The organism is Modestobacter sp. VKM Ac-2985 (assembly GCF_026967925.1).
GTDB lineage: Bacteria > Actinomycetota > Actinomycetes > Mycobacteriales > Geodermatophilaceae > Modestobacter.
In genome coordinates this window covers 176,986-199,613 of the sequence record NZ_JAPVBI010000001.1, presented here as the reverse complement: position 1 = coordinate 199,613, position 22,628 = coordinate 176,986, and the positions used below count along the sequence as shown (strand labels likewise).

Genomic DNA, 22,628 nt, shown 5'->3' with positions numbered 1-22,628 from the left:
CGTGGCACGGCGAGGCATAGGAGGCTTTTCACCCACTCTCGGCCGAGAAACTGGGCGGAAAGCTTCCTATGCCTGTCGCGGAAGGGGCGTCAGGCGGGGACGGGCACCCGGCGGATGATCACCAGGGGGTCGGTCACCAGGTGGGCCGGTGGGGTGGGCAGCGGGCCCGTCGCCGGGGGCTCGGTCGGGCCGTCCGCCGGGTGATCGGGGTGGGCCAGCAGCCACTCCCACATCTCCACCGGGTCCGACGCCTCGGCCTCGGCGCCGCAGTGGCACAGGCCGCGCAGCCGGTCGGAGCCGGGCAGCCAGTTCACCCGCAGCACCCGCTCGCCCTCGAGCACCTGGCGCGGTGCGGGCAGCTCCGGCTGCCGGGTGACCGATCCATCGCGCGGCGCGGGGACGCCGGTCACCGGGTGGCCGCCGCAGGGGTGCGGGCCGGCGGGGTGGCAGGTGCCTGCTCGCCGTCGCCCTCGGCCGCCAGCCGGGCGATGATCCGCCGGGCGGCCAGGCCACCGGTGTCGATGTTGATGGAGAGCTCCTGGTAGCCGTCCGGCTCGCCGGTGAGCACCTTCTCCAGCACATCGAGGGCGACGACGTCCTGCAGGACGACGGTGCGGTTGCTCTCCCGCAGGAACTCCGACACCCCCTCGTCGTCGAGGGCGAAGTCGCGGGCGACGGCCCAGAAGTCGTGCGTGGTCGACTCCGTCTCCGGGGTGATCGCGTAGACGACCTCGACGTGGAAGGCGTCCGGGTCGGTGCCGTCGTCGTTGGGCAGCACCCCGACCGGGGCGATCCGGCTGTGCAGCTTGTACAGGCATGGCGGGGTGAACTCGATGTCCTGCCAGCGGGTGATCCGGCCGGTGATGCCGGTGCTCTTGGCGTAGAACGGCGGGCACTCCGCGTCGGCCATGTGCCGGCTGACGTAGACGACCCCGGCGGCGTCGTCGACCTCGGTGGTGATCGGGGTGTTCGCCACCTCCGGCGTCCCGATGTACCCGCCGTGCAGGTAGGTCTCGTGCGAGAGGTCCATCAGGTTGTCCACCAGCAGGCTGGCCCGGGCGGCGAGCGGCTCCATGCCGCTGACCGTCGTCCAGCCCTCCTGGGCCAGCCACGGCGCCCGCGGGATCGTGACGCTCTCCGCCTTCTCGGCGTCGCCGATGAACACCCAGACGAAGCTGTCCTGCTCCACCACCGGGTAGCTCTTCAGCCGGGCGGTGCGCGGCACCCGGGTCTGGCCGGGCACGGCCACGCAGCCGCCGTCGGCGCCGTAGGTGAAGCCGTGGTAGCCGCAGACGACGGTGTCGCCGACCAGGTGACTGGGCGCCTGCGAGAGCGGGAACCGGCGGTGCACGCAGCGGTCGCTCATCGCGGTGACCTCGCCGGCCTCGGTCCGCCAGAAGAGGATCGACTCCCCGCAGATCGTGCGGCTGAACAGCTCGCGGCCGACCTCTCGGCCGTAGGCGGCCACGTACCACTGGTTCCGGACGATCGACGTCATGGTGTTCCTCCCGCTGGTGTCCTCTTCGACTCCCCCAGCGTGACGGCAGTCACGGCGGAGGACAGCCCTCCTTCCGCCTCACGGAAGACCGTCGCTGCCCCGTCCCGGCGGGCCGGCGAACGCCTGCGCCACGTCGAGCCACGCGTCGGCGTCCGAGCCGACCGCGACGAGGGACAGGGCAGTCCGGGGACGGCGCTGGACGACCCGCAGGCAGAAGTCCAGCAGCGGCCCGGTGACCGACTGTCCGGCGTCGGGCGGCCCGTCGGTCCAGCGCGAGCCGTCGGTGCGGGTCAGCTCGACCCGGATCGGGGCGGTGGGCGCCGGCCGGCCGTGCGCGGCGAAGGCGAACGCCCGGGTGCGCACGCCGAGGTGGGCGACGTGGTCGAGCCGGGCGGAGGGGTGGGGCGGGCGGCCGAGGGCGTCCCCGACGTCCACGCCGTGCGCCCAGGTCTCCATCAGCCGGGCCGTGGCCATCGACGCCGCGCTCATCGGCGGGCCGAACCAGGGCAGCCGGGTGCCGTCGGGCACGGCCGCGAGGGCCTCGGCCAGGGCTCCCCGGCCGGTCCGCCACCGGGCCAGCAGCGCCGCGGGCGGGTCGGCCGCCCCCTCCTCGGCGCCGCGGGTGACGGCGTCGGCCGGCTCCCCGGCGGCCCGGACGGCGAAGGCGGCCGGGTCCGTGGCGGCCAGCAGGGCCACCTCGTCGGTCCAAGCCAGGTGGGCGACCTGGTGGGCGACGGTCCACCCGGCCGCGGGGGTGGGCCGGGCCCAGTCCGTGGACGCCGACGGGACGAGCAGCCTCTCCAGCGCCTCGCCCTCGGCCGCGAGGTCGGCCAGCAGTCCGGATCTCACAGCGCCGCCGCGATCCGGCGCAGCTCGGCGCGCTGCACCTTGGCCGAGGCGGTCATCGGCAGCTCGTCCACCACCCGCCAGGAGCGCGGCACCTTGAACGGCGACAACCGCTCCCGGCAGTGCTCGGTCAGCTCGGCCGGGTGCGGGTCCCGACCGCCCGCCGGGACGACGAAGGCCACCACCAGCTCTCCCCACCGCTCGTCCGGCACCCCGACCACGGCGGCCCGGGCGACGTCCGGGTGCTCGGCCAGCACCTCCTCGACCTCGACCGGGGAGACGTTCTCCCCGCCGGTCTTGATCATGTCCTTGAGCCGGCCGACGACCCGGCAGGCGCCACCGGCGTCCATCGCGGCCAGGTCGCCGGTGTGCAGCCAGCCGTCGGCGTCGATGGCCGCGGCGGTCGCGGCCGGGTCGTCCAGGTAGCCGCGGGTGATCCGCGCGCCGCGCACCCACAGCTCCCCCGGCGTCCCGGGCGGCACGGCGTCACCGTCCGGGCCGGCGATCCGGACGTCGGTGCCGGCCAGGGGCGCGCCGACGGTCTCCCGGCGCATCGGGTCGGGGTCGGTCGGCGCGGTCTGCAGCACGGCCCCGCAGGTCTCGGTCATGCCGAAGGTGATCGACAGCCGCGCGTCGAAGACCTGCTCCACCCGGTCGACGAAGGCCGGCGTCACCGTCATCCCGCCGGTGAAGAGCACGCGCAGGTCGGGCAGCTCGGGCGGGCCGTGGGCGGCCAGCAGGTCCAGCAGGGTGGGGGCCGCCGACAGCATGGTCACCCGGCGGTCGGCCAGCGCCTGCAGCACCGGCCCCGGCGCGAACGGCAGGACGACGTGCTCGGCCCGCGCCCACAACGCCCCGACCACCCCGAGCACGTTGCCCGCGGTGTGGAACAGCGGCATGGGGTTGCACCAGGTCCGCCCGGCGGTGGGCCCCAGCCGCGCGGCGAAGGCGTGCCCGGTGACCACCATGGCGCGGTGGGTGATCCGCACGCCCTTGGCCCGGCCGGTGGTGCCGGAGGTGAACTGCACCTGGGCGAGGCTGTCGGGGTCGACGACCGGCAGCTCCCCCGGCACGGCCGCCGGCAGGGCGGCCCGCCAGTCGGCGCCGACCCGGACGACCTCGACGCCGGCGACGGCCGCGCAGAGGTCGGCCACCGGGTTGCCGGCGACGTCCTCGGCGGCGACGACGCACTCCGCGCCGGAGAGCCGCAGGGCGTGCTCCAGCTCGGCCGGCCGGGACCGGGGGTTGACCGGCACCAGGGTCATCCCGGCCAGCGCGACGCCCAGTTGCAGCAGCACCGGCGCCGGCCCGTTGCCCAGGCAGGTGGCGATCCGGGCACCGGGCGCCCGGTCACGCAGCAGCCCGGCGGCCACCGCCCGGGCGTCGGCCAGCAGCTCGGCCGCCGTCCAGGTCTCGCCCGTGGCCGGCGTGCTCAGCAGCAGGTCCTCGGGCCCCTCCCGGACCGCCCGGGAGAGGACGTCGCCGAGCACGCCCTCCCCCAGGCCGACGCCCGGCGACCGCAGCTCGCTCACCGCCAGCGCCGGCACCGCTCAGCCCCCGTAGGAGAAGGACTCCGCGCTGGGGCCGCTGAACTCCTCCAGCAGCGCCAGCCCGGCCTCGGCGTCGGCGTCCACCTTGGAGACGTAGACGGTGGTGGTGGGCGACTGCCCGGCCTGGGAGTAGTCCAGCCCGTCGGGCAGCAGACCGTCGGTGTCCACCGAGGAGCTCTCCTGCAGCGCGGCGACGACGCCCTCCGGGGTCAGCTCGCCGGACTCGCAGGCACCCTCGAGCGCCTGCCGGAGCAGCTCGCCCTGCACGTAGGCCAGCGGGACCTCCCAGCCCAGGTCGCCGTCCGGGGCGACGCTCGCGTACAGCTCGTTGGCGGCCTGGACGCCCGGGGCGTCCGAGGCGTACGGCGCCACGCTGGTGATGCTGTAGGCGTTGGCCAGCAGGGCGTCCGCGACCGGGCTGCCCAGCAGCGAGGGGTTGAACGTCGGGTTCATCCCGACGATCGGGACGTCGGCCCCCTGGGTCGCCAGCACCCCGGCCAGCGAGGCGAGCTGGGTGGGCGCGGCGGCGAGCACGACGCCGGCCACGTCGGCCTGGACCAGCGCCGAGGCCTGCGCGGACAGGTCGGTGGTCTGCGAGGTGATCTCCTGGGCGACGATCTCCACACCCCGCTCCTCCGCGGCGTGCTCCGCCCCCGCCAGGGCGTCGCCGCCGTAGTCCCCGGCGAAGTAGACGACGCCGATGCTCCCGCCCTCGGGCACACCGAGCTCGTCGACCAGGTAGTCGACGGCGTTGGCGGCCTCGATCGCGTAGCTGGCGCCGGGGAGCTGGTTGTTCTCGTACTGCAGCGCGGAGCCGGTCCACCCGACGCCGCCGACGTACACGTCGTCCTGCTCGGCGAGCGGCAGCACGGCCGCGCTGGTCGGGCCGCCGAGGACCTGCTGCAGGGCGATGACGTCCGGCGCCATGCTCCGGTAGAGGGTGACCGCGCGCTGCGGGTCGTAGCCGTGGTCCTGCACGTCGACCACGACGTCCCGGTCGCAGACCCCGCCGTCGGCGTTGACCTGGTCCCAGTAGGCGTTGGTCTGGGTGACCTGCACCGCGGCGCCCGCGGCGAAGGGCCCCGACAGGTCGGTGAGCATGCCGACGGTGATCTCGGAGTCGGTGACCCCGCTGCCGGTGGTCACGTCACCCTCGGCACCGCCGCCGCTGCCGCCCGACGCGTCCGGGTCCGTGGTGCTGCAGGCGGCCAGCGAGAGCATCGTGACGGCCGCGGCGGTCAGCGCACAGGTGCGGGGCAGGTGCTTCATCGGGTGGTCTCCTTCGACCGGGGGTGGGTGACCGCGGCCGGGTGGCTGCCGTCGGGGGTGCTGGGGTCGGTGGTGCCGGAGGCCGGTGCGGTGCGGCCGGCGGGGCCGGGACCGGGGGTGTCCGGGTCGGTGGTGCCGGCGTCGCCGGAGGGACCGCCGCCCCCGAGCCGGTGCCGGAGTCGGCGACCGGCGCCGGCGAGACCGCCGCGGAGGAAGACCAGGACGGCGATGATCGCCACCCCGTAGACGATCCGGGAGGCCGTCGAGGGGTCCAGGCCGCCCGAACCGGGGGCGGCGAGGAAGGGCAGCGCCGAGCTGTACTCGGCCAGCACGAGCGGCAACGCCGTCACGAAGAGCGCGCCGACGACCGCACCGGCCACCGAGCCCAGCCCGCCCAGCACGATCATCACCAGGAAGTCGACCGACGCGGTCAGCGAGAAGACGTCCGGCGCGACCCGGCCGTAGGCGAGCGCCAGCATCGCGCCGGCGGTCCCGGCGTAGGCGGAGGAGACGACGAAGGCCGCCGCCTTCGCCCGGGCCACCCCGATGCCCATGGCGGCCGCCGCCGTCTCGGAGTCACGCACGTTGGCCCAGGCCCGGCCGGTGCGGCTCGCCCGCAGGTTGCCGGCCAGCCAGCAGGCCACGACCGCGAGCAGGAGGAAGAGGTACCAGAGCCGGTGCAGGCCCTCGAACTCCACGCCACCGACGGCGAGGTAGTCGGGGTCGCGGTTGCTGAAGCTGAACCCGCCGAGTGCGAAGGACTCGACCGACCGGCCGGTGAACCCGCCGGTCCAGTCGGTGAGGTTGAGCAGCAGGTGCCGGACGATGAAGACCAGCCCCAGGGTGGCCAGGCCGAGGTAGATGCCGCGCAGCCGGCCGGCCACCGGCGAGAAGGCGGCGCCCACCCCCGCCGCGACGAGCGCGGCCAGCGCCAGCCCCAGCAGCGGGGGCAGACCCCCGCCGGTGACCGACGTCGTGGTCTCACCGGTGGACCACGCGTACACGTAGGCGCCGATCGCGGCGAAGGCCGCGTGCCCCAGCGACAGCTGCCCGGCGACGCCGACCAGCAGGGTGAGCCCGACCGCCCCGATGGCCGCGGCCATCACGAACAGCCCGGTCTGCAGCCAGAAGTCGTTGAGCACCAGGGGCAGCGCCAGGGCGACGACGAGGAGCGCGAGACCGCCGAGCCGACGGAGGAGATCAGACACGGACGGCCTCCTTGCTGCCCATGAGGCCCGAGGGCCGCACGAGCAGGACGACGATCATGACCACGTACGGCGCGACCTCGCCGAACCCGGCGCCCAGGACGTGCTCGAGGTCGCCCTCGTAGCCGGTGACCAGGGCACTGGTGAGCCCGATGAGCAGGCCGCCGACGACAGCCCCGGGCACCGAGTCGAACCCGCCGAGCACCCACGCCGGGATCGCCGCGAAGGCGCTGAGCGCGATCGTCGGGGCGACTCCCGGCGAGGGGAAGGAGGTGAGGAAGACGCCGGCGACCGCGGCCAGCACCCCGGCCAGCGCCCAGCCGGTGGCCGCCGTCCGGGACAGCCGGATGCCCATCAGCGAGGCGGTCGGGCCGTCGGCGGCCGCGGCCCGCATGCCCACGCCGAGATCGGTGCGGGAGAAGAGGTACCAGAGGGCGGCGAACGCGACCACCGTCACCCCGGCCGCCACCACCCGTCCGGTGGGCAGCGCGATCTCGCCGAAGCGGACCACCGAGGCCCCCCACGGCGCGCCGACCGGGAGCACCTGGTTGCCGATCCGCCGGGTCAGCTCGGTGAGCAGCACGATGTCCACCCCGAGCATGAGGATGGCCGCGGCCCCGGGCGTGGGATCGGCGAGGTTGCGCACCAGGAGCGCGTTGATCAGCACCCCGACCAGCGCCGCACCGAACAGCGCCACCAGCATCGCGGGCCAGAAGCCGATCGTCGGGTGCAGGACCGCGACCAGGTACGCGCCCAGCAGCACGATCGAGCCGTGCGCGAAGTTCAGCACCCCGGTCGAGGTGAAGACGATGGCGAACCCGGCCGCGATCAGGCTCAGCACCAGCCCGTAGGACAGGCCGTTGAGGACCTGGGTGAGGAAGTAGCTCATCTCGGGGTCTCCGCTCCGCTGTCGTTCACGCCGCCGACGCCCCGAGGTAGGCCCGGAGCACCTCGGGGTCGCGCTGGACCTCGGCCGGGGTGCCCTCGGCGATCTTCTTGCCGAAGTCCAGGACGGTGACCTGCTCGGCGAGGCCCATCACGAAGGGCATGTCGTGCTCGACGAGCAGCACCGACAGCCCCAGGTCCCGGCGCACCTGGCGGATCGTCTCGGCCATCTCCTGCGACTCCCCGTGGGTCATCCCGGCGACCGGCTCGTCCAGCAGCAGCAGGGACGGTCGGGCGGCCAGCGCCCGGCCCATCTCCACGCGCTTGCGGTTGCCGTAGGACAGGCCGTGCACGGGCACCTGCAGCAGCGGGCCCAGGCCGAGCAGGTCGGCGATGTCGCGCACGGTCGCCCGGTGGGCGCGCTCCTCGCGGCGGGCCCCGGGCGTGCGCAGGGCACTGGCCAGGACACCGGAGCGCATCAGCCGGTGCCGGCCGACCAGCAGGTTGTCCTCGACGGTGTCCTCGAGGGCCAGCGAGATGTTCTGGAAGGTCCGCGCGACGCCCAGCCCGGCGGTCCGGTGGGAGGGCAGCGCGGTCAGCTCGTCCCCGCCGTAGGTCACCCGGCCCTCGGTGGCGCGGTAGGCGCCGCCGAGCACGTTGATGCAGGTGGACTTGCCCGCCCCGTTCGGCCCGATCAGCGCGTGCACGGTGCCGGGTTCGACGGCGAAGGAGACCTCCGACAGTGCGGCGATGCCACCGAACCGCACGGTCAGCCCCTCGACGGCGAGCCGCTTGGGCGCCTCCGCGGTCGGGATCCCCGGCTCGGTGACGACGACGGCCGCGGGACGCTCCGGCGCGGCGGCGCCCAGGTAGCGCTGCCGGACGTCGTCGCTGGCCGCGAGCTCGTCGGCACTGCCGGACGCGGTCACGTGGCCGACCTCGAGCACGTAGGCCCGGTCGGCGACGCGCAGGCCCATCACCGCGTTCTGCTCGATGAGGAGGACGGCGGTGCCCTGGGCGTTGATCGTGGTGACGATCTCGCCGATCTGGTCGACCAGCAGCGGGGCGAGACCGAGCGAGGGCTCGTCCAGCAGCAGCAGCTGCGGGGAGGTCATCAGCGCCCGGCCCATCGCCAGCATCTGCTGCTGGCCGCCGGACAGCAGCCCGCCGAGCTGGGTGCGGCGCTCGGCGAGCACCGGGAAGAGGTCGAAGACCCGGTCCCGGGCCTCGTCCCGGGCCTTCGCGTCACGGACGGTGAACCCGCCGGCGCGCAGGTTCTCCTCCACGGTGAGGTCCCGGAAGACGCGCCGCCCCTCGGGCACCTGGACCAGCCCGCGCCGGACCACCGTGGAGGTGTCCACCCCGGCGAGGTCGACGCCCTGGTAGCGGATCGTGCCGCCGGTGACCGCGCCGCCGTAGGAGCCGAGGGCTCGGGAGACCGCCCGCAGCAGGGACGTCTTCCCGGCGCCGTTGGAGCCGAGGACGGCGACGACCGACCCGGCCGCGACCTCCAGCGACACGTCGCGCAACGCCTGGACGGCGCCGTCGTAGGAGACGTCGAGGTGCTCGACGCTCAGCAGCGGTTCGGTCATCGCCGTCCTTCCTGGTCGCTCCGAGAGGCCGAGCGGTGCTCGCCCGACGTGGTCCGTGTCACAGGAAAGCTAGAGAGGGTCTCGACGCGCGTCAAGGAGTTGTCTAGCTTTGTGCCCGAGCCGCCGCCCGGCGGCTCGGACGGGGGGGTCTTGTGGAGGCGACTGCGGACGTGGGCACAGCCGTGAGCACCCAGCCGGCGCCGGCCGACCGCGGGGCGGACGGGCCGCACCGGCCCCAGTCGTTGCTGCTGGGCTTCCTCGGCGGTCTCGTGCAGGGCCGGGAGGTGCCCCCGCTGCCGGCGGTGGTGCTGCTCGACCTCCTCGGGGAGCTCGGCGTCACCGAGGCCGCCGCCCGGGCCACGCTGAAGCGGATGACCCACCGCGGCCTCCTGGAGCGGTCGCAGGTGGGGCGGACCGCGCGCTACCAGCTGACCGCCCTGAGCGAGGGGGTGCTGAGCCGGGCCGGCCGACGGGTCGACTCCCCCACCCCGTTCGAGCACCCGGAGGGCAGCTGGACGCTGCTGAGCTACTCGATGCCGGAGAGCCTGCGCGACCTCCGGCACCGGGTGCGCTCCCGGCTGGCGTGGGCGGGCTTCGGCGGGCTGCGCGACGGGCTGTGGATCGCCCCGGGCACGGTCGACGTCGCAGAGGTCTTCGCCGAGGCCGGCCTGGAGGACGCCGCCGGGCTGGCCGACTGGTTCGCCGCGCAGCCGCTGCCGGGCACCGACGTCGACGGGATGGTCCACCGGGCCTGGGACGTCCCGGCCGTGCTCGCCGCGCACCGGCTCTTCCTGCAGGCCTGGAGCACCCCACCGGAGCAGCTCAGCGAGCTCGCGCGGGCGACCCTGCTCATCGCCGACTGGCTCCGGCTGCTGGGCACCGACCCCGGGCTCCCCGCGCGCCACCTCGGCCCGGACTGGCCGGCCGCCCGCAGCACCGAGCTCTACCGGCGGACGTTCGCCGCACTCCGGCCCGGGGCCGAGGCCGCCCTGACCCGGGCGATCCGGGCCGCACCCGGCCCGTGACACCCACCCACCGACCCACCAGATGTCCCCAACCGTCGCCACCACGGCGTCGAACGAAGGAGCACCCATGGACCTGACCGGCAAGGTCGCCGTCGTCACCGGATCCGGGCGGGGCCTCGGCCTCGCCTACGCCACCGAGCTCGCCCGCCACGGGGCCGCCGTCGTCGTCAACGACGTCGACCCCGCCGTCGCCGAGGCGGCCGTCGCCTCGATCACCGCGGCCGGCGGGACAGCCGTCGCCGAGGTCGTCGCCGTCGGCAGCAGCGAGGCCGCCCAGGCCCTGGTCGACCGGGCGGTGGCGGAGTTCGGCCGGCTGGACGTGCTGGTCAACAACGCGGGCATCCTGCGCGACACCACGCTGTGGAAGATGACCGACGAGCAGTTCGACGCGGTGCTGACCACGCACCTGCGCGGCACCTTCACCTGCACCCGCGCCGCCGCAGTGCGGATGCGCGAGCAGGGCGAGGGCGGCCGGATCATCTGCATCGGCTCCCCCACCGGCCAGGTCGGCAACTTCGGCCAGACCAACTACGCCGCCGCCAAGGCCGGGATCGTCGGCATGGTGCGCACCTGGGCGATGGAGCTGGCCCGGGCCGAGATCACCGTCAACGCCGTCGTCCCGGTCGCCGCCACCGCGATGACCGAGACCGTGCCCTTCCTCAAGCCCTACGTCGACGCCCTCGCAGCCGGCGACCCGCTGCCGGCCTACGCCCGTCAGGAGCTGGGCTTCGGCAGTCCTGAGGACGCCGCCGGCCTGGTGGCCTTCCTCGCCTCCGACGCCGCGGCCGGGATCACCGGGCAGGCCGTGGGCATCGGCGGTGACCGGCTGGCCCTGTGGACCCACCCGACCGAGGTCGTCGTCGAGTTCGCCGACGGCACCGGCTGGTCGCCCGACGCCATCGCCGACGTGTGGCCCCAGCGGTTCGCCGCGGCGCACCAGACCGTCGGCCAGCAGCTGCCGGAGCCTCCCCAGTGACGGCCCCGACCGGGCTGGACCTGGACGCGCTGGTCGCGATCGACGTGCACGTCCACGTGCACGCCGACTCCCACGGGCACCTCGCGCTGGACGACGAGCTCAACGCCGCCGCCAGCCAGTACTTCAAGGGCGACCCGTACGACCCGACCGTCCCGGACATCGCTGCGGACTACCGGGACAAGAAGATGGCCGCGGTCGTCTTCACCGTCGACGCCGAGGCAGCCACCGGGCAGCTGACGCTGTCGAACGAGGAGATCGCCGACCTCGCCGCGGAGCACCCCGACGTGCTCGTCCCGTTCGGGTCGATCGACCCGGCGCGCGGGGTGGCCGGCATCCGCGCCGCCCGCCGGCTGGTGCAGGAGCACGGGGTGCGGGGGTTCAAGTTCCACCCCAGCCTGCAGGACTTCTTGCCCAACGACCGTGCGGTGTACCCGCTGTACGAGGAGCTGCAGTCCCTCGGCGTCCCGGCGCTGTTCCACACCGGGCAGACCGGGATCGGCGCCGGGCTCCCCGGTGGGCGCGGGATCAAGCTGCGCTACTCCGACCCGATGCTGCTCGACGACGTCGCCGCCGACTTCCCGGGCCTGACGATCATCATGGCCCACCCGTCGGTGCCCTGGCAGGACGCCGCGATCTCGGTGGCCACCCACAAGGCCAACGTCTACATCGACCTGTCCGGCTGGTCACCGAAGTACTTCCCGCCGCAGCTGGTCCGCGCGGCGAACACGATGCTCAAGCGCAAGGTGCTCTTCGGCTCGGACTACCCGCTGCTGCGCCCCGAGCGCTGGATCCGCGACTTCGAGGCCCTGGAGATCAAGGACGAGGTCCGGCCGCTGATCATGAAGGAGAACGCGATCGTGGCCCTGGGGTTGCGGTGAGGAACGCCGGACTGGGCTCCTGGCCCGAGCGCCGGCTGCGCAGCTCACCGCACAAGCCGGCGCTGTGGTTCGAGGGCACGACGACGACGCACGGCGAGTTCGCGCTGCGGGTGCGGCGGGCCGCCACCGCGCTGGCCGAGCTCGGCGTGCAGCGCGGCGACCGGGTCGCGTGGTTCGGCACGAACCACCCCGCCGGGCTGGAGGTGCTCTACGCCTGCGGCCAGCTGGGCGCGATCTGGGTGCCGGTGAACGCCCGGTTCACCCCGCCCGAGGCGCAGTACGTGCTCGAGCACTCCGGGGCGTCCCTGGTCGTGCACGGCCGGGAGCACGGGGCGACGGCGGACACCCTCCGCGCGGCCCTGCCCGCCGTCCGGCACTGGGTGGCCGCCGAGCCCCCACTGGCCGGTGGCGCCGACTCGCTGGACTGGGCGACGCTGCTGGCGGAGGCGGAGCCGGTGCTGCGCGACGAGCTGGTCACCCTCGACGACGTCTGCCTGGTCATGTACACCTCCGGCACCACCGGGCGGCCCAAGGGCGCGGTGCTCACCCACGGGAACATGACCTGGTCGTGCATGAGCCAGGTGCTGGGCTTCGACTTCACGCCGGACGAGCGCACCCTGGCCCTGGCCCCGCTGTTCCACATCGGCGGGCTGAACGGGACGCTCAACCCGACCCTGCTGCGCGGCGGCTGCGTCGTGCTGGTCCGGGGCTTCGACCCGCCGGCGACGCTCGCGGTCATCGCCGAGCAGCGGGTGACGTCGTTCTTCGCCGTCCCCACGATGCTCGACGCGCTCAGCCGCCAGCCCGGCTTCGGCACCCTCGACCTGTCGGCGCTGCGCACCATCGGCGCCGCCGGCGCACCCCTCCCCCTGCCGCTGCTGCGCACCTGGCTGGAGCGCGGGGTGACCGTGCAGCAGGCCTACGGGATGACCGAGACGGCCCCGGCCGGCACCGCGCTGGACAGCGCGGACGCGGTGACCAAGGTCGGGTCCGCCGGGAAGTCGCAGTTCTTCACCGACGTCCGGGTCGTCCGGCCGGACGGGACCGAGTGCCCGCCGGGCGAGGTCGGCGAGATCGTGCTGTCCGGGCCGAACGTCATGGCCGGGTACTGGAACGCGCCCGAGGCCACCGCGGCCGCGATCGTCGACGGCTGGTACCACTCCGGGGACGCCGGCTCCACCGACTCCGACGGCTACCTCTACATCCGCGACCGCTACAAGGACATGATCATCTCCGGCGGGGAGAACGTGTACCCGGCCGAGGTCGAGTCGGTGATGCTGGAGCTCCCCGAGGTGCAGGAGGTCGCGGTGATCGGCACCCCCGACCCGCACTGGGGCGAGGTCGGCCTGGCCGTCGTCGTCCCCGTGCCCGGAGCACCCCGGGACGCCGACGCGCTCCGCGCCGCACTGCGGGAACGGCTTGCCGGGTTCAAGGTGCCCAAGGAGGTCCGTTACGTGGACGAGCTGCCCAAGACCGCGACCGGCAAGATCCGCAAGCCGGACCTGCGACAGATGTACGCGCCAACCGAGGAGGACGCATGAGCACCACCACGACGATCGCCGAACTGCCCGCGCTGAAGGGCCAGGAGCTGGGCACCAGCGACTGGCACGAGGTGACCCAGGAGGCGGTCAACCTGTTCGCCGACGCCACCGGGGACCACCAGTGGATCCACGTCGACGTGGAGCGGGCCAAGGCCGAGAGCCCGTTCGGCGGCCCGATCGCCCACGGCTACCTGACCCTGTCGCTGCTCGTGCCGCTGGTCACCCAGACCTACACGATCACCGACGCGAAGATGGGCGTGAACTACGGGCTGAACAAGGTCCGGTTCCCCGCGCCGGTGCCGGTCGGCTCCAAGGTCCGTGCCCACGTGACGCTCAAGGACGTGGAGGAGGTCGCCGGCGGGCTGCAGAACACCTTCGCCGTCACCATCGAGCGCGAGGGCGGCGACAAGCCGGTCTGCATCGCCGAGTGGGTCACCCGCGCGTACGCCTGAGGAAGGCCCCCGCCGCCGGGACCCTCCGCCGCTTCAGGCATAGGAACCTATTCACCCAGTATCCGGAGCCACACCGGGTGAATAGGTTCCTATGCCCCCCACCCGCCGGGTGGGGGCTCGGAGCGCTGCCTACCGTGGCGGGGTGCGCATCGCCGTCTTCACCGGGTCCCACGCCGGGCCGCCGTCCCACCAGCTGGCCGCCGCCACCTTCGCCACCGAGCTGGCCCGGGCCGGCGTCGGCATCGTCTACGGCGGCGGGAACGTGGGCCTGATGGGCGTCGTCGCCGACGCGGCGCTGGCCGCCGGCGGCGAGGTGGTCGGGGTGATCCCGCAGCACCTCGTCGACGACGAGGTCGCGCACCCCGGGCTGCCCCGGCTGGAGGTCGTGCAGACGATGCACGAGCGCAAGGCGGTGATGGCCGACCTGTCCGACGCCTTCGTCGCGCTGCCCGGAGCCGCCGGCACCCTGGAGGAGCTGTTCGAGGCGTGGACCTGGGGGATGCTCGGGCTGCACGCCAAGCCGACCGCGCTCCTGGACGTCGACGGGTTCTGGCAGCCGCTGCTGGACCAGCTGCGCCGGATGGTCGACGACGGCTACCTGGCCGCGAACCGGCTCGACGCGCTCGGCGTGGTGCACGACGCGGCGGAGCTGCTGGCCTTCGTCGCGGGCTATGAACACCCGGCGCGCAAGTGGACCCCGCCGCCGGCCGCCTAGCCTGCTGGCCATGGAGCACGCGGACGTCGTCGTGGTCGGGGGCGGGCCGGCCGGTGCGGCGTGCGCGGCCGCCGTCCGCCGGGCCCGGCCGGACGCCGACGTGCTGGTGCTCGACCGGGCCGACTTCCCCCGGGACAAGGTCTGCGGCGACGGCATCGCGCCCGAGGCGCTGGACGTGCTCGCCGGGCTGGGGATCGACGTCCCGGCCCTGACCGCGGGGTTCCCCGCCGTCCCCCGGCTGCGGATGCAGGGCCCGGGCGGGACGACGGTCGAGCGCACCCTGCACCGGCCGTCGCTCGTCGTCCCGCGCGCGGTCCTCGACGGGCGGCTGCTGGAGCAGGTGCTGGCCACCGGTGTCCGGTTCCGCCGGCACACCGTCCGCCAGGTCACCGTGCACCGCACGCACGTCGAGGTCGACGGCGTCGTCCGGGCCGGGGTGCTGGTGGGCGCCGACGGCGCCGAGTCGGTGGTGCGCCGGGCGCTCGGGATCGCCCCCAACCCGCCGGACCGGCTGGCCGTGGCGATCCGCGGCTACGCGCCGGTGCTCCCCGGCATGGACGGCGTGCAGGTGGTGACCACCACCGACCAGCGGTGGCCGGCCTACGCCTGGTCCTTCCCGCTCGGCGACGGGCGGGCCAACGTCGGCTACGGCGAGCTGGTCTCCGGGGGCGTCACCCGCACCGAGCTCGTCGCCGGGCTGCACCGGATGCTGCCGGGCGTGCAGCCCGAGGGGCTGCGGGCGCACCGGCTGCCGCTGTCGACCGGCCGGCCCCGGTTGCCCGGCGGCCGGGTGCTGCTGGCCGGGGACGCGCAGTCGCTGATCAACCCGCTGACCGGGGAGGGGATCTTCTACGCCGTGCTCTCCGGCGCGCTGGCCGGCGCGGCCGCCGGCTCCGGGGCGCGCGCCGGTGAGGTGCACCGGCGGCTGCTGCGCCGCCGGCTCGGCGGGCACCTCCGCGCGTCCTCGGTGACCTCCCAGCTGAGCCGGTGGCCGGTGCTGATGGACGCCGCCGTGCGGGCCGCCCAGGCCGACCAGCGGGTCTTCGACGACGTCGTCGCCCTCGGGTTGGCCGACGGACGGCTCACCGCCCGGACCCTGGCGGCCACGGCCCGCCGACTGCGCTGACCGGGTCGGTCGCCCCGGCTCAGGAGCTGCTGGCCTCGGCGGCCCACCGGTCGTCGACCTCGGGCCAGGCGTACCACCGCAGCCGCCGGAACCCCGGGGCGGCGAGCACCTCGGCGCGCAGCGCGGCACGGGCGCGCAGGGCCGCCAGCGCCTCGACCGAGTAGCGCCGCCACATCCGCCGCGGCTCGCGGGCCAGTCGCACCAGCCAGTTCAGCTTCAGCGGGTAGGCCCAGGCCGGGTAGTAGCCGGCCTGCTGCACCTGGTCGAGGAAGCCCCCGCAGGTGAGCGCCAGCCCCTGCGGCAGGTGCCGGGCGACGTCCAGCACGAACTGCTCCTGCAGCGGTGCGCCGAGCCCGGCCAGCACCACGGTCGGCCGGGTGCGGGCCAGCCAGACGTCCAGCTCGTCGGCGGCCGGGCGGCCGGCGTAGCCGTCCCGGACGGAGACGATCTCGCCGTCCGGCGGGAGCAGCGCGGCCACCGCGCGGCGCAGGCTCGCGACGTCCTCCGGCCGGCCGCCGACCACGGCGACCCGGGGCGCCCGGAGCCGACCGAGCAGCTCCGGGAGGACGAGGTCGGCGCTGGTCCGCGGCACCAGCCCGCCGCCGAGCAGGCTGCGCAGGAACAGGCCGTCGACGCCGAGGTAGGTGAGGCGGCCCAGCAGCTCGGGGTCGGCGTGCAGCAGCGCCAGGGCACTGTGGTGGTTGACCCAGGAGACGGTGGCCACCGGTTGGCCGGTGTCGTGCAGCCGGGCGAGGTGGCCGGCCACCTCGGCGACCGGGTCGGCCTGCGCGGCCGGCGCGGGCCGGGTGACCGGCTCGGCCCGGCGGAGGGCCCGTTCGGTGGTGAAGTCGACGACGGAGCCGAGCGGTGGGGTGTCCGGGGTGCGCACGTACCGTCCTCGCCTCGTCGATCCTGTTGTGCACGGCCATTCGATCCCGTGGTGGAGCCCCGGTGCTCGTCCACGGGCAGGTGCGTCACCCGGGCGGGTGAGCGGGCCGCAGCCTGCCCACCCGCCCGGGTGACGAGGACCCGGTGGGGTCAGATCGGGCGCTTGGCCGGCCAGACGACCTCGTCGTCGGCGACCGCGCCGTCCAGCCGCTGGAAGTAGTCGCCACCCGCCGGCAGGACCCCCTGCTCGGCCAGGGACGTGGCGACGATACGAGCCAGCTCGATCGCCCCCCGCGCCTGGAAGTGGGTGTCGTCCGCGCGGCCGTCCGGGTAGTTCGGGTACTCACCCGGCTCGACGTGGAGGAAGTAGTCCTTCGTCCCCTCCGGGCCCAGCTCGTTCCACAGGTCGGTGCTCATGGCGGTCAGGTCGACCACCGCGACGCCCTGCTCGGCGGCCAGCGCCCGCATCGCGGCCGGGTACTCGCCGTGGGTGGTCTTCGCGACGCCGGCCTCGTCGAACCGACGGCGCTCGACCGAGGTCACCAGCACCGGGGTGGCCCCGGCGGCCCGGGCACCGTCGATGTAGCGCTGCAGGTACTCCTGGTACGTGCCGTACGGGTCGGTGTACCGGCTCGGGTCGTCGTCCTTCTGGTCGTTGTGCCCGAAGGAGATGAGCAGGAAGTCACCCGGCTGGATCTCCGCCAGCGTCCGGTCGAACAGGCCGCTGTCGTAGTAGTCCTTGGAGCTGGCCCCGGACTTGGCGTAGTCGACCACCGTGGCGTTCTCGGTGGTGAACAGCCCCAGGGCCTGGCCCCAGCCGGTCCGCGGGCCCTCGTTGGCCTGGTAGACCGACGCGGTCGAGTCACCGATGACGAAGACGCTGAGCGGGCGGGTCTCTCCGCTGCCCTCGGTCACCGTCGCGCTCGCCGTCGCCGCCGCGGACTCGTTGCCCGTGACGTCGACCGCGGTGACCCGGTACCACCCGGTGGAGCCGACCGGGACGGTGTTGTCCAGGTAGGTCGAGGCGGTGATCGGGCTGCTGGTGAGCCGGGCGTAGCTGCCGGCCTCGGTCAGCGCGCGGTAGACCACGTACCCGGCGGCGTCGGACTCGGCGTTGTCGGCCCAGTCCAGCGTCACCGCACCCGGTGCCACCGTGGCGGCGAGCCCGGCCGGCGCGGCCGGCGCGGTGGTGTCCGACGGCGGCGGCTCGACCTCACCGGTGGGGTTCCAGCCGTCCTTGCCGGCCAGGTAGTCCCACTTGGTGTACTGCTCGGCCTCGGCGGCGCTCAGCTGCGGACGGTTCTCGTTGACCCCGGCACCCGGGCCGGTGTTCTGGAACTCGGAGAACCGGGCCTCGGTCCAGGAGAACCCGCTCATGTCCGTCCACGGCGCGGACTTGATCGCCGCGGGCAGCTCGGTGTCGCGGATGACGACCTGGGCGATCGCGTTCACGTCACCGCTGGGGTGCCACGGGCGGCCCAGGTGGAAGGTGCCCGCCGGGGCGTCGCTCTCCACGGTGCTGTCGGTGATCAGGATCCCGTACGGGAGGCTGATGTCGATGCTGCCGGCCGTGATGTAGCCGTTGTTGGAGCTGCTGCCCCGGGTGGACGCGAAGATCGTGCTCCGGTCGAACACCGCGGTGCCCCGGCCGAAGATGAAGTCCACGTCGCCCTCGACGTAGCTGTCCACGAAGTACGACCGCGCCTGCACGCCGGTGCCGGGCGAGTCGACCATCAGCGTGTCCTGGTCGCCCAGGAACCGGACGTTGTCGAAGACCAGCCGGTCACCCTGGGTCTTCAGCGCCAGCGCCTGCTGTGCCGACAGCGTCGAGGTGGCCTCGTCGAAGTCGTTGGCGAAGGTGAGGTCCCGGACGGTGATGTCGCTGCCCTTGATCAGCACCGTGGCGCTGCCGGACGAGCCGTAGGTGCCCGAACCGTCGGGCTTGGTCGTGCCGGCGGCGTTGTCCTCCACGATGACGACGTCCGCGGCGTTGCCGGTGGTCCCGATCAGCGTCACGTGGTCCCGCGGCATCGCGACGACCCCGCGGTACTCACCCGGGGTGACCGCGATGACGACCGGGTCGGCTGCGGTGCCTGCGCCGGCGGCGTCCACCGCGGCCTGCACGGTGGTGAAGTCACCGGACCCGTCCTGGGCGACCAGCAGGTCGTGGTCGGGCAGCGGCGTGCCCCCGGTGGTCAGCGTGGCCGGCGCCGAGGCGGCCGACACGTTGCCGGTGGTGTCCACCGCGGTGACCAGGTAGCTGTACTCGACGCCCGGGGAGACGGCGGTGTCGCGGTAGCCGGCCTCCGTGAGCAGCTCGGTGGTCAGCTGGTTGGCCGCGGTGGCCTCGACCGTGCTGCCGGTGGCCCGGTAGACGTGGTAGCCGGCCAGGTCGGCCTCGCCGTTCGCCGTCCACGTCACGGCCACACCGGCGCCGTCCGTGGCGGCGGTGAGGCCGGCCGGTGCTGCCGGGGCGGTGATGTCGCCGGCCGCCGGCTCCTCGGAGCCGATCGGGTTCCAGCTGTCGCTGCCGGCCAGGTAGTCCCACTTGGTGTACTCGGTGGCCTCGGCGGCGGTCAGCTGCGGACGGTTGGCGTTCACCGTCGCACCGGCACCGGTGTTGGCGTACTCGGCGAAGCGACCGTCGGTCCACAGGTTCGGGGACATGTCGGCCCACGGCTGGCTGGTCCGGATCGCGGCGGGCAGCTCGGTCTCGCGGATGGTGACCTGACCACGCGAGTTCGGCATCTCGACGCCGTTCTTCGTGTAGTCGTCGCTCCAGCCGCGCCACGGGCGACCCAGCGAGAAGGTCTCCGCCGGGGCGTCGCTGGTCACCGTGCTGTCGGTGATCAGGATCCCGTACCGGTTGTCGTCCGCGGTGCTCGCGGCGGTGAGGTAGCCGTTGTTGGAGCTGCTGCCCCGGCTCAGCGCGTGGATCGTGCTCCGGTCGAACACCGCGGTGCCCCGGCCGAAGACGAAGTCGACGTCGCCCTCGACGTAGCTGTCCACGAAGTAGGACCGGGCGACCCGGTTGGCGTCACCGGAGTTGACCAGCAGGGTGTCCTGGTTGCCCAGCAGGCGCACGTTGTCGAAGACCAGCCGGTCACCGGTGGTGTTCAGCGCCACCGCCTGCTTGTCGTTGAACGTCGCCGCCGCCTCGTCGAAGGCGTTCTCGATCGTCAGGTCGCTGACCGTGACGTCGTTGCCCTTGACCAGCACGCTCTGGCTGTTGCCGGTGCCGTAGGCCGAGCCGGTCGCCGGGTTGATGGTGCCGGCGGCGTTGTCGTAGCTGAGCACGACGTCGGTGGCCGTCCCGGTGGTGCCGAGCAGCGAGACGTCGTTCTTGGGGATGCTGACCAGCTCGCGGTAGGTGCCCGGCTTGATCGCGATGACGACCGGGTCGCCCGTCGTGCCGGCGCCGGCGGCGTCGACGGCGGCCTGCACGGTGGTGAAGTCACCCGAGCCGTCCTGCGCGACCAGCAGGTCGTGCGCCGGCAGCACCTCACCGGTCGGGGTGGCCGAGACTGTCGCCGAGGCGGCCGACGCGTTGCCCGCACCGTCGACGGCGGTGAGCACGTAGGCGTACCCGGTGCCGCTGACCACGGCGCGGTCGGTGTAGGAGGAGCCGGTGAGCAGCTCGGTGTTCACCTTGTTCGCAGCCGTCACCTCGACCGTGGTGCCTGCGGCCCGGTAGAGGTCGTAGCCGGCGAGGTCGCTGTCGGCGTTCGCCGTCCAGGTCAGCTCGACCTGGCCGTCGCCGGCGGTGGCCGTGAGGCCGGCCGGCGCTGCCGGGGCGGTGGTGTCGGCGGGCTCGGTGGGCAGCTGCTGCCCGACCGGGGCCCAGCCGTCGGTGCCGGCGAGGTAGGCGGCCTTGGTGTGCTGCGCGGCCTGCTCGTCGGTCAGCTGCGGGCGGTTGGCGTTGACCGTCGCGCCCGGGCCGGTGTTCTGGTACTCGGAGAAGCGACCCGAGGTCCACGGGGTCGTGGCGTTCCAGTCCTTCCACGGCTGGGCGGTGTTGATCGCCGCACCCAGCTCGGTGTCGCGGATCGTCACCTGCGCCTGCGAGGTGGTGCTCGCCGGGTAGGGGCGGCCCAGGTAGATGGACTCGGCGGCCCCGTCGGTGACGATCTCGCTGTCGGTGATCAGGAAGCCGTAGGGGTGCTCCGAGCTGATCGACGAGTCGGTGATCGCAGCGTTGGGCTGGTCGAGCACGTGGATCGTGCTGCTCTCGAAGACGGCGACGGCACGGCCCAGGACGATGTCCTGGCCACCCTCGACGTAGGCGTTCGAGAAGAAGAGCCGGCTGTAGGTCGTCGTGTTCGACGTCTGCAGCTGCAGGGTCTGCTTGTTGCCGAGGAAGGCGACGTTGTCGAACACGTCGCGGTCACCGGAGTTGACCTTCAGCGCGGTGGCCTGGGCGCCGGCGACGCCGGTGCCGTTGGTGTTCGCCACCGTCAGGTTCAGCAGCGACCACTCGGCTCCGGAGAGCGAGACGGTCGGGTTCGCCGCGTCGGCGGCGGTCAGGACGGTGTCGGCAGGGTCGGTGGTGGCACCCATCATCGTGACGCCGTACCGGTTGCCCGAGGTGACCAGGCCCTCGTAGGTGCCCGGCTGGACGAGCACCAGCTGCGGGTCGGCGCGGTGGTCGGCGTTGTTCGGCACCAGGTCGACGCCGGCCTGCACGGTGGTGGCGTCGGCGGACCCGTCGGCGGCCACGACCACGTCGGCGTCCACCGGGGTGGCGACGGCGGCGGTCGAGGGGGCCGAGGTGTTCGCCGCGGTGTCGGTGGCGGTGACCGTGTAGGAGTACCGGGTCCCGACCGTGGCGGTCTCGTCGGTGAACGAGGTGCCGGTGAGCGTCGCGTCGGTCAGCTCGACCGGCTCGCCGCCGGCCTCGGTGCGCTGGACGTCATAGCCGGCGAGGTCGTCCTCGGCGGCAGGTGCCCAGGTGACGGTGACCGAGCTGTCGCCCAGCACGGTGGTCACGTCGGCCGGCGCGGCCGGCGCGGTGGTGTCGACCGGTGTGGGGTCGACCGGCGCGGCGTCGGCCGCCTGCCGCTCGCCCAGGCTCCGGGTCAGCGCGAGGTCGCCCGCGCCGCCCCACCAGGTGCTGGCACCGCCCTCGACGAACCACTGACCGGTCGAGGGGCGGAACACCGCGATGTCGGTGGCGCCGTCGCCGTCGTAGTCCGCCGGCACGGCCACGTCACCCTGGCTGCCCCAGTACGTGCTGGCACCGCCCTCGATGAACCACTGCCCCGTCGAGGGGCGGAACACCGCGATGTCCGCGCTGCCGTTCCCGTCGTAGTCGGCCGGCACGGCCACGTCGCCCTCGCCGCCCCAGTACGTGCTGGCACCGCCCTCGACGAACCACTGCCCCGTCGAGGGGCGGAACACCGCGATGTCGGCGGTGCCGTTCCCGTCGTAGTCGGCCGGCACGGCCACGTCCCCGGCCTCGCCCCAGTACGTGCTGGCACCACCGTCGACGAACCACTGACCCGTCGAGGGGCGGAACACCGCGATGTCCGCGCTGCCGTCGCCGTCGTAGTCCGCCGGCACGGCCACGTCACCCTGGCTGCCCCAGTACGTGCTGGCACCGCCCTCGACGAACCACTGACCCGTCGACGGGCGGAACACCGCGATGTCCGCGCTGCCGTCGCCGTCGTAGTCGGCGGAGACGTCGACGTCCCCGTCACCGCCCCACCAGGTGGTGTCCTGGCCCTCGATCAGGAACTGGCCCGCAGCGGGCCGGAAGACGCCGAGGTCGCTGGCGCCGTCCCCGTCGAAGTCGGCAAGCGCGGTCGAACCGGTGGCAGCGGCGGCGCTGGGCACGCCGACGACGAGGCTGCCGAGCAGTGCGGCGGTCGCCAGGGTGGCGGCGCCGGCACGCGAGGCGAGTGCGGGCGAGCGGGAAGCGCGAGACACAGACGAGCTCTTCTCTGCAGGGGCCGGGGAGACAGGCTCCGAGGACGGCGACACGCCGAGCTGCACACCGGTGGGCGCTCGGGGGTTCGGGGCAGGACGCTACGACCCCGATTGCGCGCGATGCAACGCAGAGTCATGGCCATTCAGGCAGCCGAGGTCTGTTTCACCTGTTCGAGTGCACGGCCTCTCGCAGCGATACCGGTGCTCGACTACGTAGTGTGAGTGACTTTCCGCTCAATGGAACGGCGGTGCGGAGC

Annotated in this window: 17 protein-coding genes; 7 read left to right on the top strand and 10 right to left on the bottom strand. The window is 74.0% G+C overall.

Features of this window, described 5'->3' with window-relative positions; translation table 11 throughout:
• Positions 1–89 precede the first annotated feature (89 nt).
• The 8 genes from O2V61_RS00865 to O2V61_RS22395 all read right to left on the bottom strand — a co-directional run bounded on the left by O2V61_RS00865 (position 90) and on the right by O2V61_RS22395 (position 8,845).
• A complete protein-coding gene (locus O2V61_RS00865; protein WP_269181452.1) occupies positions 90–410 on the bottom strand; it encodes a hypothetical protein in 321 nt (106 codons plus the stop codon).
• Positions 407–1,498, bottom strand: coding sequence for an aromatic ring-hydroxylating dioxygenase subunit alpha (locus tag O2V61_RS00860; RefSeq protein ID WP_269181451.1), 1,092 nt, complete (start codon positions 1,496–1,498; stop codon positions 407–409). The genes O2V61_RS00865 and O2V61_RS00860 overlap by 4 nt, the downstream gene beginning before the upstream one ends.
• 78 nt (positions 1,499–1,576) lie before the next feature.
• On the bottom strand, positions 1,577–2,347 hold the full coding sequence (locus tag O2V61_RS00855) for a TIGR03084 family metal-binding protein (protein WP_269181450.1): 771 nt from the start codon (positions 2,345–2,347) through the stop codon (positions 1,577–1,579).
• Entirely contained in the window at positions 2,344–3,876 is a 1,533-nt protein-coding gene (locus O2V61_RS00850; RefSeq protein ID WP_269181449.1) for a class I adenylate-forming enzyme family protein, read from the bottom strand. The genes O2V61_RS00855 and O2V61_RS00850 overlap by 4 nt, the downstream gene beginning before the upstream one ends.
• A gap of 18 nt (positions 3,877–3,894) precedes the next feature.
• A complete protein-coding gene (locus O2V61_RS00845) occupies positions 3,895–5,163 on the bottom strand; it encodes an ABC transporter substrate-binding protein (RefSeq protein ID WP_269181448.1) in 1,269 nt (422 codons plus the stop codon).
• Positions 5,160–6,371: a branched-chain amino acid ABC transporter permease gene (locus O2V61_RS00840; RefSeq protein ID WP_269181447.1), complete on the bottom strand. Its 1,212-nt coding sequence runs from the start codon at positions 6,369–6,371 to the stop codon at positions 5,160–5,162. The genes O2V61_RS00845 and O2V61_RS00840 overlap by 4 nt, the downstream gene beginning before the upstream one ends.
• Positions 6,364–7,257, bottom strand: coding sequence for a branched-chain amino acid ABC transporter permease (locus O2V61_RS00835; RefSeq protein WP_269181446.1), 894 nt, complete (start codon positions 7,255–7,257; stop codon positions 6,364–6,366). Before O2V61_RS00835 ends, O2V61_RS00840 begins: the two co-directional genes overlap by 8 nt.
• 25 nt (positions 7,258–7,282) lie before the next feature.
• Positions 7,283–8,845, bottom strand: a complete 1,563-nt coding sequence (locus tag O2V61_RS22395; RefSeq protein WP_269181445.1) for an ATP-binding cassette domain-containing protein — start codon at positions 8,843–8,845, stop codon at positions 7,283–7,285.
• 182 nt (positions 8,846–9,027) lie between these two features.
• On the opposite strand from O2V61_RS22395, the gene O2V61_RS00825 reads away from it, so the two are divergent.
• From O2V61_RS00825 to O2V61_RS00795, 7 genes are all read left to right on the top strand, one after another.
• Positions 9,028–9,870 carry a PaaX family transcriptional regulator gene (locus O2V61_RS00825; protein ID WP_269181444.1) on the top strand — a complete coding sequence of 281 codons (843 nt, stop codon included), beginning with the start codon at positions 9,028–9,030 and terminating at the stop codon, positions 9,868–9,870.
• Between the two features lie 67 nt (positions 9,871–9,937).
• Positions 9,938–10,846: an SDR family NAD(P)-dependent oxidoreductase gene (locus tag O2V61_RS00820; RefSeq protein ID WP_269181443.1), complete on the top strand. Its 909-nt coding sequence runs from the start codon at positions 9,938–9,940 to the stop codon at positions 10,844–10,846.
• A 14-nt stretch (positions 10,847–10,860) separates the two neighbouring features.
• Positions 10,861–11,724 (top strand): amidohydrolase family protein, encoded by an 864-nt coding sequence (locus tag O2V61_RS00815; protein WP_269182980.1) that lies wholly within the window; start codon positions 10,861–10,863, stop codon positions 11,722–11,724.
• Positions 11,721–13,265, top strand: a complete 1,545-nt coding sequence (locus O2V61_RS00810) for an acyl-CoA synthetase (RefSeq protein WP_269181442.1) — start codon at positions 11,721–11,723, stop codon at positions 13,263–13,265. The genes O2V61_RS00815 and O2V61_RS00810 overlap by 4 nt, the downstream gene beginning before the upstream one ends.
• On the top strand, positions 13,262–13,717 hold the full coding sequence (locus O2V61_RS00805; protein WP_269181441.1) for a MaoC family dehydratase: 456 nt from the start codon (positions 13,262–13,264) through the stop codon (positions 13,715–13,717). The genes O2V61_RS00810 and O2V61_RS00805 overlap by 4 nt, the downstream gene beginning before the upstream one ends.
• A 142-nt stretch (positions 13,718–13,859) precedes the next feature.
• The gene (locus O2V61_RS00800; RefSeq protein WP_269181440.1) at positions 13,860–14,432 is read left to right on the top strand and encodes a TIGR00730 family Rossman fold protein; all 573 of its coding nucleotides are present in this window, start codon (positions 13,860–13,862) and stop codon (positions 14,430–14,432) included.
• Between the two features lie 10 nt (positions 14,433–14,442).
• Entirely contained in the window at positions 14,443–15,558 is a 1,116-nt protein-coding gene (locus O2V61_RS00795) for an NAD(P)/FAD-dependent oxidoreductase (RefSeq protein WP_269181439.1), read from the top strand.
• A gap of 19 nt (positions 15,559–15,577) precedes the next feature.
• On the opposite strand, the gene O2V61_RS00790 is transcribed toward O2V61_RS00795, so the two are convergent.
• Positions 15,578–16,447 carry a WecB/TagA/CpsF family glycosyltransferase gene (locus tag O2V61_RS00790; protein WP_269181438.1) on the bottom strand — a complete coding sequence of 290 codons (870 nt, stop codon included), beginning with the start codon at positions 16,445–16,447 and terminating at the stop codon, positions 15,578–15,580.
• A gap of 149 nt (positions 16,448–16,596) precedes the next feature.
• Positions 16,597–22,371, bottom strand: coding sequence for a pectinesterase family protein (locus O2V61_RS00785; RefSeq protein ID WP_269181437.1), 5,775 nt, complete (start codon positions 22,369–22,371; stop codon positions 16,597–16,599).
• Positions 22,372–22,628 lie beyond the last annotated feature (257 nt).